This is a genomic window from Rheinheimera sp., assembly GCF_030824435.1.
In the GTDB taxonomy this organism is placed as follows: Bacteria; Pseudomonadota; Gammaproteobacteria; order Enterobacterales; family Alteromonadaceae; genus Pararheinheimera.
The window spans coordinates 1-13,800 of the sequence record NZ_JAVBXS010000030.1 but is presented as its reverse complement, the minus strand read 5'-3'; the positions used below and the strand labels follow the sequence as shown (position 1 = coordinate 13,800).

At 47.2% G+C, this 13,800-nt stretch carries 15 protein-coding genes and 5 tRNA genes; 3 read left to right on the top strand and 17 right to left on the bottom strand.

Going from position 1 to position 13,800, the window contains the following annotated elements; translation table 11 throughout:
• Nucleotides 1-182: 182 nt before the first annotated feature.
• Together RCH83_RS07905 and rlmA are read left to right on the top strand one after the other, a co-directional pair.
• Complete coding sequence (locus RCH83_RS07905; RefSeq protein ID WP_306520736.1) at nucleotides 183-641, top strand: SRPBCC domain-containing protein; 459 nt, start codon at nucleotides 183-185, stop codon at nucleotides 639-641.
• Between the two features lie 171 nt (nucleotides 642-812).
• On the top strand, nucleotides 813-1,658 hold the full coding sequence (gene rlmA, locus RCH83_RS07900) for a 23S rRNA (guanine(745)-N(1))-methyltransferase (protein ID WP_306520734.1): 846 nt from the start codon (nucleotides 813-815) through the stop codon (nucleotides 1,656-1,658).
• Between the two features lie 74 nt (nucleotides 1,659-1,732).
• Here the strand turns inward: rlmA and RCH83_RS07895 are convergent, their stop codons facing one another.
• The 6 genes from RCH83_RS07895 to RCH83_RS07870 form a co-directional block, all read right to left on the bottom strand.
• Nucleotides 1,733-3,016: a serine hydrolase gene (locus tag RCH83_RS07895; RefSeq protein WP_306520732.1), complete on the bottom strand. Its 1,284-nt coding sequence runs from the start codon at nucleotides 3,014-3,016 to the stop codon at nucleotides 1,733-1,735.
• A gap of 87 nt (nucleotides 3,017-3,103) precedes the next feature.
• Nucleotides 3,104-3,562 carry a gamma-glutamylcyclotransferase family protein gene (locus tag RCH83_RS07890; protein ID WP_306520730.1) on the bottom strand — a complete coding sequence of 153 codons (459 nt, stop codon included), beginning with the start codon at nucleotides 3,560-3,562 and terminating at the stop codon, nucleotides 3,104-3,106.
• Nucleotides 3,563-3,589: 27 nt separating this feature from the next.
• Complete coding sequence (locus RCH83_RS07885) at nucleotides 3,590-4,087, bottom strand: M48 family metallopeptidase (protein ID WP_306520728.1); 498 nt, start codon at nucleotides 4,085-4,087, stop codon at nucleotides 3,590-3,592.
• Between the two features lie 113 nt (nucleotides 4,088-4,200).
• Entirely contained in the window at nucleotides 4,201-4,911 is a 711-nt protein-coding gene (locus RCH83_RS07880) for a hypothetical protein (protein WP_306520726.1), read from the bottom strand.
• Nucleotides 4,895-5,533 carry a sigma-70 family RNA polymerase sigma factor gene (locus RCH83_RS07875; protein WP_306520724.1) on the bottom strand — a complete coding sequence of 213 codons (639 nt, stop codon included), beginning with the start codon at nucleotides 5,531-5,533 and terminating at the stop codon, nucleotides 4,895-4,897. The genes RCH83_RS07880 and RCH83_RS07875 overlap by 17 nt, the downstream gene beginning before the upstream one ends.
• Before the next feature lie 131 nt (nucleotides 5,534-5,664).
• Nucleotides 5,665-6,303: an energy transducer TonB gene (locus RCH83_RS07870; protein ID WP_306520722.1), complete on the bottom strand. Its 639-nt coding sequence runs from the start codon at nucleotides 6,301-6,303 to the stop codon at nucleotides 5,665-5,667.
• Between the two features lie 64 nt (nucleotides 6,304-6,367).
• Here RCH83_RS07870 and RCH83_RS07865 point away from each other — a divergent pair, with 64 nt between their 5' ends.
• Nucleotides 6,368-6,907 carry a histidine phosphatase family protein gene (locus RCH83_RS07865; RefSeq protein ID WP_306520720.1) on the top strand — a complete coding sequence of 180 codons (540 nt, stop codon included), beginning with the start codon at nucleotides 6,368-6,370 and terminating at the stop codon, nucleotides 6,905-6,907.
• A gap of 147 nt (nucleotides 6,908-7,054) precedes the next feature.
• Here the strand turns inward: RCH83_RS07865 and rlmC are convergent, their stop codons facing one another.
• The 11 genes from rlmC to tolA form a co-directional block, all read right to left on the bottom strand.
• Nucleotides 7,055-8,191: a 23S rRNA (uracil(747)-C(5))-methyltransferase RlmC gene (gene rlmC, locus RCH83_RS07860; protein WP_306520718.1), complete on the bottom strand. Its 1,137-nt coding sequence runs from the start codon at nucleotides 8,189-8,191 to the stop codon at nucleotides 7,055-7,057.
• A 258-nt stretch (nucleotides 8,192-8,449) separates the two neighbouring features.
• Nucleotides 8,450-8,539, bottom strand: a tRNA-Ser gene (locus tag RCH83_RS07855).
• Nucleotides 8,540-8,656: 117 nt separating this feature from the next.
• Nucleotides 8,657-9,715, bottom strand: a complete 1,059-nt coding sequence (gene nadA / locus RCH83_RS07850; RefSeq protein ID WP_306520716.1) for a quinolinate synthase NadA — start codon at nucleotides 9,713-9,715, stop codon at nucleotides 8,657-8,659.
• Between the two features lie 71 nt (nucleotides 9,716-9,786).
• Nucleotides 9,787-9,862: transfer RNA gene (locus RCH83_RS07845), tRNA-Lys, on the bottom strand.
• 21 nt (nucleotides 9,863-9,883) lie between these two features.
• Nucleotides 9,884-9,959: transfer RNA gene (locus tag RCH83_RS07840), tRNA-Lys, on the bottom strand.
• Between the two features lie 17 nt (nucleotides 9,960-9,976).
• Nucleotides 9,977-10,052 (bottom strand) — tRNA-Lys (locus RCH83_RS07835).
• 26 nt (nucleotides 10,053-10,078) lie between these two features.
• A tRNA-Lys gene (locus RCH83_RS07830) sits at nucleotides 10,079-10,154 on the bottom strand.
• 258 nt (nucleotides 10,155-10,412) lie between these two features.
• A complete protein-coding gene (gene ybgF / locus RCH83_RS07825; protein WP_306520714.1) occupies nucleotides 10,413-11,279 on the bottom strand; it encodes a tol-pal system protein YbgF in 867 nt (288 codons plus the stop codon).
• A 17-nt stretch (nucleotides 11,280-11,296) separates the two neighbouring features.
• The gene (gene pal / locus RCH83_RS07820) at nucleotides 11,297-11,806 is read right to left on the bottom strand and encodes a peptidoglycan-associated lipoprotein Pal (RefSeq protein ID WP_306520712.1); all 510 of its coding nucleotides are present in this window, start codon (nucleotides 11,804-11,806) and stop codon (nucleotides 11,297-11,299) included.
• 41 nt (nucleotides 11,807-11,847) lie between these two features.
• A complete protein-coding gene (gene tolB / locus RCH83_RS07815; RefSeq protein WP_306520738.1) occupies nucleotides 11,848-13,161 on the bottom strand; it encodes a Tol-Pal system beta propeller repeat protein TolB in 1,314 nt (437 codons plus the stop codon).
• A gap of 56 nt (nucleotides 13,162-13,217) precedes the next feature.
• Nucleotides 13,218-13,800, bottom strand: a 583-nt coding sequence (tolA, locus tag RCH83_RS07810) for a cell envelope integrity protein TolA (protein ID WP_306520710.1), incomplete at its 5' end; no start/stop codon positions are given.

The window sequence follows — 13,800 nt, the reverse complement described above, 5'->3', positions numbered from 1 at the left end:
CTTTCAATTTGACTGCGGCCGAACGCAACAACAATACCCTGGTCAAAACCTGATAAAACGCTGACAATTTGTGGCCAATTGTATGAATTACGGCCAAAAATCGGCAATGACGGCTACAATTGCCAAAGCAATTTTTGCCGCTGTTTCAGGCAGACTTTCGGTTTTTAAATTCTGGAGCAAAGATGGATCGCACTCCGCAACAACTCAGTGTCAGTCATTGTTTTGAAGCCCCGGCAAACGTGGTTTTTCAATATTGGCTGGATGAAAAACATGTTGGTCAATGGTTGTTTACCCACCCGGATGGACAGTTACAACATGCCTCTATCGATGCCAAAGTGGGCGGCAGCTACCGTATTGTGGAACGGCGCAACGGCCGCGAACTGGTGCATTGTGGCGAATATTTACAAATCAGCCCACCTCATCAATTGTTGTTCAGTTTGTATCCGCCGGTGGCACAACCAGAACCTGATCTGGTCTGGATCACTTTGTTGCCTATGCCTTTTGGCTGTGAACTGACATTAACTTTACAGCTCTACGACAGCAGACGTTCAAAATCCCGGTTAATTGATGACTGGACCCGGTTATTAATGGCACTGGCTGCCGAGTTAAATAACCACCCGGCCGATTATCAACAAAACTAACAACACCGGCTTCCACTTCAGCAGTGGTTTTATGCGTCGGACTCAGGCGGACTATATACATTTCCCGCTGGCTGAATCAGCCCCTTGCAAGGCTAAAAGAGCAGGCCTTGCAACAGGCGACTTCAGGCCCAACAATCTTTATAATGCCCTTTTTCTTAGTTCCGGATTGTTATGTACCGCTGCCCACTTTGCCAACAACCCCTTATTGCCAACGCGGCAGGTTTAAACTGCAGCAACCGCCATCAGTTTGATCGCGCGCGCGAAGGATATTTTCATTTATTGCCGGTACAACAGAAAAAGTCATTAACGCCAGGCGACAGTGCAGAGATGATTCAGGCGCGCCGTGCCTTTCTGGAAGCCGGTTTTTATCAGCCGCTGTCTGACGCTGTGAATCAGTTATTGCTAAGCACAACAAGTGAAACAGCTGCCACAATAAGCCCCAATACAACGCCCGCCCAACTGGCTTTACTCGATATAGGTTGTGGTGAAGGTTATTACAGCAACAGGCTGGCACAGGCACTGCCACAGCTGCAGGTTTATGGTATTGATATTTCCAAAGCTGCGGTAAAAGCCGCCAGCAAAAAATATCCGCAACTGCATTGTGCTGTAGCAAGCAGTTATCATTTGCCTTTTGCTGATCAGAGTTTTGCATTGTTATTGCGGATTTACGCACCGTCAGAACCCAGTGAGCTGGCGCGGGTAGCGGCGCCTGGTGCTTTGTTATTGACTGTCACACCTGCGCCTGAACATTTGCTGCAGCTTAAACAACAGATTTATCAGGAAGTACGGCTACATCCGGCGCAAATTCAGCAGCAACCTGGTTTTCAACACCAAAAGCGTCAGCAGCTCAGCTGGATATTTCAACCGGACAAAGCTGCCGAACTTGAGCAATTGCTACAAATGATCCCCTTGGGTTACAAAGTGAACGCAGAGTTAAAACAACAGCTATTACAGCAATTACCCGCCATCAAGCTGGATTTTTATCTGGATTTATATCAGCGGGTACTCAGCGCCTAAAGCCGTGACCTTATCAGCAAAATACAAAAGGAGCTGATCGCAGCTCCTTTTACTTCTGTTCACAACCGCTGTAGTTATTCGTTGGCTGGCAATTCAGCCAAAGCGGCCATCAGCTCAGGTGTCAGATTTTCCGACATAAGCTCATCAGTTTCATATTCAAAAGGTGTAAACAAAGGTTCCATTTGTTGGGCGACTTTACGCACCTTTTTTTTACGTTTGGGTTTTGGTGTGGCTTGCGGCTGGGTGTCCAGCATAGTGGCCCAGAAATAACTGGACAGCTCAGCCACCAGATTACTTTGGGCATTTAGCAACACCACCAAACCCAGACCTTTTTCCGGTGAATAAGACATATCAGTACGATAGCCTTTCACCAGGCCGCCATGATAATAAAGTTTATGTTTACCAAACTGATAAATGCGGGTGCCTAAACCGTAATAAGCATCGGCCACATAAGGACCAAAGGTGCGGCCACTGAGGTTATCGGCCGTTTTAATACGGGCTTTGTGAATATCCGTCAGCATGGCTGGCGACAGCACATTAGGGTTGTGTCCAAGCCTTGCTATCAGCCATTTGCCCATATCCATAGCACTGGCATTTACACCAGCGGCAGGATTCACCCGGTAATAGGTAGGTACCACTTTGGCTTCGCCCCAGCCGCGACGCACTTTGACATGTGGCATAGCACGGTTTTTACTGGCAAGAAAAGCGGCGTAACCCACGGAAGCATTGTGCATTTGCAAAGGTTTAAAAATGCGTTGTTCTATCAGACGTTCGTACGGCATGTTGGTGGTTTTGTGTAACACAGTTTCAATCAGACTAAACAACACATTCTGGTAGCCATAACATTTGCCGGGCTGGCAACGTGGGTTGATGTTGCCAAATTTCGGCAAAATTTGCGCCGGTGTCATATTAGCTTCAATCAGGTCGTCAAAGGCATTGGGACTAACGCCGGCATTTTGCGCCAACAGATGTTCGATTTTCAGTTTGGCTGTCATATTTGGGCTGCGAAAACGAAAACCCGGCACATATTTAGTGACCTTGTCGTTCCAGTCAAAACGACCTTCATGCTCTACCTGGGCCGCCAAACCTCCGGCAAAAGTTTTGGAAACCGAAGCCAGCCGGAACACCGTATTGGCATCCACTTTAGCTTTGGTGCCGTGCGAGCGCACACCAAAAGCCCCTACCCTGACAATTTTGTCATCTTTAACAATGACATAAACGCCACCAGGGATCTGGTTTTTACTCATTTTACGGGTAAATTCGCGATGAAACTCTTCAGAAAACTGTGCAACAGATGGCGCCGCCGCGACAGAGGTCGTCAGCAAAAATAATGCAGCCATCAAACTTTGTTTGATCATAATTCCTTCCGGGATCCAAAACCCTGGCTGAAGTGCAGCACAAGCCTGCAAAATGCCACCGACCATACCGGAACACAGCGGAAAAATTTACTGCGAACGGTTGGCCAGTGCAGCCAGCATTTCTGGGATCAATGTTTGAATAAAATACTGTTTGTCCTGTTCGGTCACTCGTTCTGCCGACCAGTCACCACTGGCATAAGGCGCCAGTGCCGGTCCGGCACAATAACAAAAGGCGTCCAGCCATCGACCTTCAACTTCAACCCGCACTGCAGTTTTGACATAATGTCCTGAGTCCAGATCTTCAAAAAAATCTAATTTTTCAACAGCCTGCTGCTCTACATTCAGCAACAGCTGACCAGCCTGCCGATAACCTGGCTCTGGCAACAACACCGGCACCGGCGTTTCTGTTGGGCTTTGACTTAAGCCATAACGACGAAATCCGGTCAAAACGGCCGGTTTCATCTGGATCTGCTGGCCAGTGATGGCCGTGACAATGTCCGGGAAGGTTAATAAACCATAAACAAAAATATGGGTTGTTGTTGCCACCTGCCACTCCTTGCTGTCCGACTGAGCTCAGCTTTGACTGTCGCGCCAGGTCAGGAACAATCGCAGATCCAGTTCCAGTTGATGATACTGGGGTTCCATATACTGACACAATTGATAAAACGCCTTGTTGTGATCTTTTTCCCTTAAATGGGCTAATTCATGCACAACCACCATGCGCAGAATAGGCAACGGCATTTGTTTTAACAAGCTGGCGACACGGATTTCATTTTTACTTTTGAGCTTGCCGCCCTGCACCCTGCTGATTTGACTATGGGTGCCGAGCGCATTGTGGATCACATGAATTTTGGCATCAAACTGCACTTTGCTGATAGGGTCGCTGCTTTTCATAAACTGCTGTTTCAGCTGTAACGTCAGCTCATATAAAGCTTTATCAGTCTGAATATTGTGGCTATCGTCCGGATAACGGCGTTTTAAGCTGTCACCCAGACTGCCTTTGTGCAACAACTGGCGCACCTGTTGCTGGATACTGTCCGGATAAGATCGCAGGTAAATTAAGTCAGTCATCAAAAGTCACAACAACAGCACAATCAGAGTTAATGGGGCAATCAGGGCAGCCATGTTACCCTAAGCACGCCCTATCGCCCAGCTTTGCGCAGCCAATATGCCAATCCAGGTTGTTAAGGTGCACAAGAAGGCGGCTGCGCTGTCGCTTTTAACGCGATGATCTGGCCATTGGCGCCAGTAGAAACCTCCAGATAACGGCTGGTTGCCAGCAAAGTCCACTCGGGCTCCGACCATTGTTGTTGTTGTTTAAATTCCTGCAACCAGCCTTCGGTCAGTTGTAACTGCAACTGTTGACATAAATCCAGCTGCCAACCACCAGCGGCAGCTTGTCGCGCTAACACCTGTTGTTTAACCGCTGCACCAAGCTCAACACTTTTGATGTAATCCTGATAACTTTGGCTAAACAACTGTTGCCGGCTGACCCTGGCAGGCACACTGCTTATTGTTGCAGTTTCAGTACTCAACTGATGGATTTGCACCGGGATCAACAGATCCGTCTGACTGATTTGATAAGACAACTGCTGTTGTTGCCATAAATGCCAGCCAAGCCCCAAAGCAAAAACTGCCGTGACGGCCTGCAATTTCGGCCAACTGAACCAGCGTATAAAACGAAGCAACAACACAGAGAAGTGAGGCTTTGGCTGCGTTTTGAGTTGTTGTAACAAACGGCGTTTTGCCACTGCCGGCATCTGATGCTGGGCTGAACTTTGCTGATACCAGGCCTCAAGCTGCTCAGACAAGGCATCAGACTGCACGGCAGGCTCAGCGGCCTGGCTCTTGTTGTCGGCCTTTTCAGCATCCGGCTTGTTATTTGGTATTGTCATCATCATGCTCCAGAGCTTGACTGAGGCTGGCTCTTGCGTATCTGAGCCGGCTTTTTACGGTTTCTGTGCTGCTGCCACTGATGTTGGCAATCTCATCCAGCGAAAATCCTTCCAGCTGCAACAACAAGGCTTCTTTTTGCAACAGTGGCAACAGGCTGATGGCATGCTGTAACGTGCGTTGTTGCTCAGCCAGCATCAACTGCTGTAACTGGCCATCTGCGGCATCAGACAACAAGCAGTGTTCGGTTAATTCCTGGGTAGACCAGCGCTGTCTGCGGCGCAACTCATCAAAAAGCGCATTTCTTGCCAGAGCAAACAACCAGGTTTTAAACTGGCTACGCTGCTGAAAACAGGCCGGATGAATCGCGGTTGCAGAGCTTTCATTCGCTGCGGTGTTATGCTGTTCCGGCTGTTGTTGTTGCAATTCCAACAGCTTGAGCCAACTTTGCTGGCTAATATCCTGCGCCAGCTCTGCATCGCTTTGTGTTAACAAAAAATGATACAAGGCGTCGGCATACAGTAAAAACTGCGCTGTCAGTTCCTGATGTTGTGCCTGCACCTGAGGCCTTGGTAAGGCCAGACCTAAGCCGCCAAGCCGGATGCCAATTTGTTTCCATCCCATAAAAACTCCTGCCAAAAACCGCTTTCTGCTTAACAACATAGCCTTAGCGCTACTGAGTATACTGACTTCGCTTTTGCAGCAAAGTCAGTACTCTGGCCAGAAGGTCCTGCTTTTTTGTGCCACGGCGTTTTTTATTGTTCCAGGCTAAAATCCAGTTGTACTGTCAGTCCGGTTTGTTTGTAGGCAACACCACCTTCGGTGGATGGCTGATATTTCCAGCGTTTTAAAGCCCGCACTGCCGCCTGTTCAAAAACACGTTTTGGTTCAGCATCTAATACCACTATATCTGTGACAGCCCCGGTTGCGTCAATACTAAAGCTCAGTTGCACCCAACCACTGATACCTTCACGGGCTGCCGCAGCCGGGTACTGAGGCTCTACCCGAACCAGAGGTCTGGCATCAAAGTCGGTTTCCCTCAGGTATTGCCCCTGTTGCTGGCTGATGGCAATATCCGGTATCGCTTCTGGTAACCCGGCCTCTGTTAAATAGGGATCGTCTGATATTTCAAATTCCTGTCTGGCCGGCGGTTCAACAGGTGGCGCCGGTGGTGTTAACAAAACTTTTGGATGCACAGCAGTGTCGGCTCTGGGTTCAAACAATTCCACGGCCATTGGGGGTGGTAAAGGTGGTGGTGGCGCGGGTTCAGTACCCAGCAAATTAGCCATCAGCCGGAAAATCAATAAAGTAATAAAAATGGCCAATAATACTGTGCCTAAACGCGCCCGCAGTGGCGTCTGTGAAGTATAAAAAACTGACATATCGTTGCTCATAGTTCCGTCCTTTTTATTGCGTTTTTTATTGGACGATTGAACAAACAAAAAGGGGTTAAAAAATTTGAAGATAATTTATCTTGCTCTGGCTGCTCTGCTGATGCTGACCAACCTTAGTACTGTAGTGACAGCTGCCCCTTATCAGCTGTATCTGACGCGGCATGCGCATAAAGCTGATGCAGGTAAAGATCCAAAACTATCGGCCTGTGGTCAGGCACAGGCGGCAGCCCTTGCTACTTTATTGGCCCCCACCGCTATTAAGGCGCTTTATCACACCCCATTTCAGCGCACTAAACAAACGGCCGAAGCAATGCTGACCCAGGGGCGCAGTTTATATAGTTACCCGGCGGCCGATATTGCGGCGCTGGCCACGCAACTTCAGCAACAACAGCAAAACGCGCTGGTGGTTGGCCACAGCAACACCATACCGCAGCTGGCAGCTTTATTAAGTGCAGAGCCACAAGCAGAGCTGACAGAGCAGGACTACGGTGCCATTTATCAGCTGCAATTTGACGGCGGCCGGTTTATCAGTCTGACAAAATTGCAATTGCCTGCCCCTGCCATTTGCCAACCAATGTCAGCACAAACCACACCTCAGGGTTGAAGCTCGTCTGTCGGGCAGTACTGGCAAAGAACAACAACGATAAAAGGCAAACTTCGGACTGATCTGAGCCAGAACCGCAAAAACAACCACTGCAGTTTTGCCTGGCTTGCCAAAACAAAGACTCAATCTGAAGTCACAAGTTGGTTGTTAGCAGCCGGAGTTTCGTTTTAATAAACACAAGACTTCGGCATGGCCGGTATGAGGGAAAAAATCAAACAACTGCGCTTTTTCCAGCCGGAAGTCCGGCAACTGGGTTAAATCTTGCGCCAGACTTTGTGGATTACAGCTGGAATATAACAACCAGGCCGGTTGTAATTGGCTGACGGTTTCACACAGTGTTTTGCCAAGGCCGCGGCGTGGTGGGTTCACCACTAACAGATCCGGACTTTGTTGTTGAGCGCTGGCAAAAGCAGCAGCGTCCAGCGCCTGAAACTGCAGGTGCACATTCTGCATTAATGCAGCCGACTTCTGTGCGCAGGCAATAGCTGCTGCAGATATTTCAATACCGGTAATTTCCCGGCCGGTTTTAGCCAGATGCAACCCAAAACCACCAACACCACAAAATAGGTCCCAAACCCGCTGAACAGGTAAATCAGCTGTCCAGTCACGGGCTGTCTGATACAGACATTTTGCAAGTTCGGGATTGGTCTGAAAAAAACTTTGTGGTTGGATAAATAACGGCACGCCGTTAAAAAGCTCAGGTAATTGTTGCTGTTCAGTCAGTATGATTTCCTGCTCACCTTCCAGCACAGCTTTATGCTCTGGCTGCAGATTGACTGAGCACACCGCCAGCTCTGGCCATTGTTGTTGCAGCACCGGCAAATATTTAATGATAGCGGCCAGATGGTTTTTTGAACGCAACACCAAACGCAACATCCACTGCCCTGTCGCCTGGCTTTGGGTTAACAACACATACTTCAGCTCGCCCTTTTTCTCCGCCAACTGATAAGGTTCAAGCCTCGCCAAACGGATAAAACTGCGGATATGGGAAAAAGCTTGTTGAAAATCAGCCGGGTACAAAGGGCAAGCTGTTAAATCAACCTGCTGTTGATAGTGGTTCAGAATGCCAAGCACAGGTGCATCCGACGTACCCATCACCACCATTTTGGCTTTGTTGCGAAAGCCTGCTTCAGCGGAAACGACAGGTGGCAACAATTGGTAAGGCATATTATTTGGCAATAACTGTTGCAGCTGTTGTTGTTTGGCCGCCAGTTGCACTGCATAAGCAGTATTCAGCTCTGAACAAGAGCGGCAGGTATCGGCTACAAAATATGGACAAAACATCAGCAATTTCCGGCGGCATGAGTCAAAAGCGGGATTTTAGCAAAAGCTTATGCTCTTCGCAGTGATTTACATGGCGACCTGCAGTGACTGCAGCAAAAACAGCTTATCTGGCTATTTTGACTGACGTCTATTTGCCTGCAAAGCCAGAAGGTGTAGAGAATGCCAGCTAAAACCAAGGGTTCAACCCAAAGCCGCTTTCAGCCACAGATATAAAACAAAAAGCCCCGTACTTTCGTACGGGGCTTTTTGTTTTATATCTGGCGGAGAGAGAGGGATTCGAACCCTCGTTAGGGGTTAACCTAAACACACTTTCCAGGCGTGCGCCTTCAGCCACTCAGCCATCTCTCCAGAACTTGCTTCAGCAAGCGCGGCTATACTAGGTAAATTCAACGCGCGGCGCAACAATAAATTACTGTTATGCCGCTTTTCGCTGGAATTTTCAGCAAAGCCGCTATTTCTACAACTTTAGGCGTTGCCCTTTACCGCAACTCTGTTGCTTTTGGCAAAACCTAACATGCGATCCAGTGGCAATAAAGCTCTGTCACGAAGTGCAGCATCGACAAAAATTTCATGGCCGCTGGCGTCCGTCAGCGCTTCTTCAATGGCTTTTAAGCCATTCATTGCCATCCAGGGGCAATGAGCGCAGCTACGGCACGTAGCGCCGTTACCACCCGTTGGCGCTTCAATAAAAGTCTTATCCGGCATCGCCTGCTGCATCTTATAAAAAATGCCTTTGTCAGTAGCAACAATAAAAGTGTCGTTTGCCATGGTTTGACTGGCTTTAATCAGCTGACTGGTTGAACCAACGGCATCGGCCAAATCCACCACAGCTGCCGGAGATTCCGGGTGCACCAATACAGCTGCATTTGGATATTGTTTTTTCAGCTCAACCAGAGCGTTAGCTTTAAACTCGTCATGCACAATACAAGCGCCCTGCCACAACAACATATCGGCGTCTGTTTGTTTTTGTACATAAGCGCCTAAATGTTTGTCCGGGCCCCAGAGGATTTTTTTGCCTTCACTGTCCAGATGTTCAATCACATCCAAAGCAATAGAAGAAGTCACCACCCAATCAGCACGGGCTTTTACCGCAGCAGAAGTGTTGGCGTATACCACCACAACGCGGTCAGGGTGAGCATCACAAAAAGCAGAAAACTCTTCCGCAGGGCAACCCAAATCCAGCGAGCATGTGGCTTCAAGCGTTGGCATTAATACGGTTTTTTCCGGCGTCAGAATTTTCGCCGTTTCGCCCATAAACTTCACTCCGGCAACAATCAGTGTTTTTGCCGGGTGCTGATTGCCAAAACGGGCCATTTCTAATGAATCTGACACACAACCGCCGGTTTCTTCGGCCAAAGCCTGAATTTCCGGGTCGGTGTAATAATGCGCCACCAGAACGGCGTCACGCTCAATCAATAATTGTTTAATACGATTTTTATAAGCTTGTTTGTCGTCAGCGCTTAATGGCAACGGCTTTTTTGGGAAGACATATTCAAGTTCATTAAACTGCAGTGCTTGATTCATGCTGACCATCCAACAATCAAAAGGTGGCGCATTATACACGGGTTTTGCAAGGAGAAAAACTATCGGGGAAGTGGTGGGTCATGATGGATTCGAACCATCGACCAACGGATTAAAAGTCCGCTGCTCTACCAGCTGAGCTAATGACCCCTTACGGGACTAACAAGAAGATGGTGGGTCATGATGGATTCGAACCATCGACCAACGGATTAAAAGTCCGCTGCTCTACCAGCTGAGCTAATGACCCAAACGATAGGACTGAACTGGTGGGTCATGATGAATTCGAATCATCGACCAACGGATTAAAAGTCCGCTGCTCTACCAGCTGAGCTAATGACCCAGTTCAATCTATTGTTTGCGCGAAAGTGGTGGGTCATGATGAATTCGAATCATCGACCAACGGATTAAAAGTCCGCTGCTCTACCAGCTGAGCTAATGACCCCTGTCGCGGAGGCATATCTTACTTATTTACGCGCTCAGTGCAACCAATATTTGCCAAAAAGGGCCTTTTGTCGCACCAACTGCTTATTTTCGCAGCACTACAGCAATTCACTGTAGAATATTAACGCAATGCGTGCCTGAATTATCAGCAGCATCAACTACAAAGCTTCTTCCGGTGCATCATACAAAAACAGAAAAAATACAGATTTCAGCAATAAAAAAACCCGCTTTGCAGCGGGTTCTCTATAGAAAAACGACTTTACATCGTCTCAAGCTTCTTTCGGGCTGTTGCCGCTGGCTTGGATTTCGGGAAACTTTTAACCAACTGGTTGTAATACTTTTTAGCTGCAGCTGCTTCGTTCTGCTTTTCTGCAACCATGCCCAGTTTTAATAAAGCGTCAGGAACACGGGTAGTGTTCGGGTATTGTGTGACTACACGTTCAAAATGAGTTTTAGCTTTGGCTAACTCATTCTTTTGATAATACAACTGGCCGAGCCAGTAGTGAGAGTTTGACGTGTAGTCTGAATTTGGGTATTCCTGAATAAAAGCTTCAAACGCCGGAATAGCTGCAGCGTAGTTATTGTCTTTTATCACGTAATTGATAGCTTGCTCATAAGCCTGAGCTTCGGTCATATTGACTGAAGTTGCAGCTGGTGCAGCCGCAACATCCGCTGCAGCAACCTGATCGGCAGCTACAACGGCGGCGGGATTGCCCGCAGGAACGTTAGCCGAAGGTTGCACAGTAGCAGGTGCAGAAGACTGTACCTGTGATGCCGCATTACCCTGGCCACCCATCCGGCGGTCAATTTCCTGATAGATATCACGCTGTTGCTGCAATATCTCTTCTAATTTATAAGAGTGCATTTCTGTTTTGCCGCTTAACTCACTGACTTCATCAAGTAAAGTCTGGAGTTGTTGCTGCATCTGAAGTTGAGCAGCAGCGCGAGCTTCAACAACACGTTCCAGTGCAGCCAAGCGTTCTTCAACAGAACCACTACGGCTACCTGATTGTGCGGCATAACTCTTATTGCTGCTGCGACTTAAGTCAGCAACGGGCGCTGGATCAGCTAATACAGCTACTGCAACTAAAGAAAGTGCAGTAATCAGTGACTTTTTAACGTCCATGCACACTCACTAGTAAATTAGTAAACTAAAACAGCGCGACGGTTTTTAGCAAACGCGTCTTCAGTGTTACCAGCGTCAACTGGTTTTTCTTCGCCGTAGCTAACTACTGACATTTGGCCAGCAGCAACACCCAGGTTTTCCAGGTAGCTTTGAACTGACTGAGCACGACGCTCACCCAGAGCGATGTTGTACTCTGGAGTACCACGGGCGTCAGTGTGACCTTCAACTGTTACAGAAACAGTAGTACGGGCACGCAGGAAAGCAGCGTGAGCGTCCAGAACTGAAGCGAATTCAGAACGGATAGCTGACTTGTCAAAGTCGAAGTAAATAGTGTTTTGTTGACGCAGAGCTTCTAATTGCTGACGCAGTTGTTCTGCATCGCTCATGCCTTGATCAACAGCTTGTACTGGAGCGTTGGTGTTTGCGTTTGCATCGCCAGCGTCAGTTTCGTTGTTAGAGCTACATGCAGCTAAAGTCAGCACTGGCACTGCTACTAACAAACCTTTTAAAACTTTATTTAAGTTCATGATTTTTTCCTTAGTAAAACGATTAACCAAATTTTTGTGTTTTATAAAAACGGTGACCACGCCGGGGATTTAACTCTCCCATTAGCAGCAGGCAACCTTGCTTTAAAGCGACCGTCCATGGAGACCAGTGCCAGTACTTGTGACGAACCGTGCAAAGTACTATAAATAATCATTGAGCCGTTAGGCGCAATGCTTGGTGACTCATCCAAATAAGTGCGAGTCAGCACTTGCATTTGACGGGTAGTCCTATCCATGCGCGCAATATTATACTGACCGTTTGTCCGGTTTACCATAACAATTGCTTGGCCGTTAGGTGTAAATTTACCCGCTAAATTCATTTCACCTTCAAAAGTAACACGAGTTGTCGCTTTTGTGTTGATATCTACTGAATATAACTGCGGATTTCCGCCCCTTTCTGAAGTAAAAATAATCGATTGACTATCAGGACTCCAGTTTGGCTCTGTATCAATAGCACGGTGATTCGTTAATTTTGCCAGATTTTTACTGGCAATATCCATCACATAAATCTCAGTATTACCATCTTTTGATAAAGTCATCGCCATTTTGCGACCATCTGGTGACCAAACCGGTGCACTATTGATGCCTTTAAAAGAAGTCAGAATACTACGACGTGCGGTATAAACATCCTGAATATAAATCTGCGATTGTTTACGTTCAAAAGTAACGTAGGCTAATTTAGTACCATCAGGTGACCAGGTGGGTGACATTAAAGGCTCTTTTGCCCTTAATAACACCTGCTCATTTTCACCATCATAATCTGCCACAACTAGTTGATAACGATACTCTTGTTTATCACGCACTAATACATAGGCTATTTTCGTGGAAAATGCACCTCTTTCGCCAGTCAATTTTTCATAAATAACATCACTCATACGATGTGCATATTGACGAAACAATTTTCCAGCAATGGTAATTTCACTTGAATGCAGAATATGATTGCTGCCTGCAACCAGACGTCCACCAGCAGTCATCATAGGTTGACCTACACCACCATTGGCTTTAATCACATCGACCAGTTCATAACTAATAGTATAACGGTCAAGACCTACTTCTTTTACTGTGCCCATGACCACAGCCTCAATACCGGTTTTACTCCAGGCCGCAGCATTAAACTGACTGCTGTTTTGCGGTTGTTGTGGCATGCGCATTACATTCACCGGATTAAACTTACCACTGCGCATTAAATCGGCGGCAACAATCTGGCTGATATTTTGCGTTGGCTGATTTTGTCCAACAAAAGTAAATGGAACTATGGCCACAGGACGCGCTGAATCAACACCTTCTGTAATCACAATTTCCAAAGACGCGTAAGTTTTCAGCGATACAATTGCCATCGCCACTATCGCTGCTTTTCCTATCAACTTGAATATCATTGTCGTATGGTCTCAACTTATTTTTTAAAAGGTAACTTCAATTGACGGAACTCGGCATTCAATTCCGGATCATCCGGCATTGGGAACCGACCGACACGGTTAATCGCATTGACCGCGGCATTACACACGCCGGCGTCACCGCCTTCAACATTCATGTTAATCACAAAACCGTTACTGGCCAGATTCAGCGAAATTACACATTCTTTGCCATTCATGGTGTCGTCAGTAAACCAACTTTGCCTTACCCGCTCAACAATCATGGCAACATAACGCTGTTTTTCAGTGAGCAGCTGCCCTTGCCTTGCCAAACGTCGTGCTTCTTCGGCTTCTTCCGCCAACTCGTCTTCCATCATCTGCTCTTCAGCCTGACGTTCAAGTTCCTGCTGGCGTTTTTTGTCTTCTGCCTTTTTCTTCTTTAACTCTTCAGCTTTTTTCTTTTTCGCTAAATCGTCTTTTTTCTTTTTCTCAAGTTTGGCTTTTTCATCAGCCTTTTTCTTTGCTTCTTCTTTTTTCTTTTTTTCCTGTTCTTTTTTCAGCTTGTCCTGCTCTTTTTTCTTTTTGAGCGCAACATCAGCTTCTTTTTTCTTTTTTTCAGCTTCC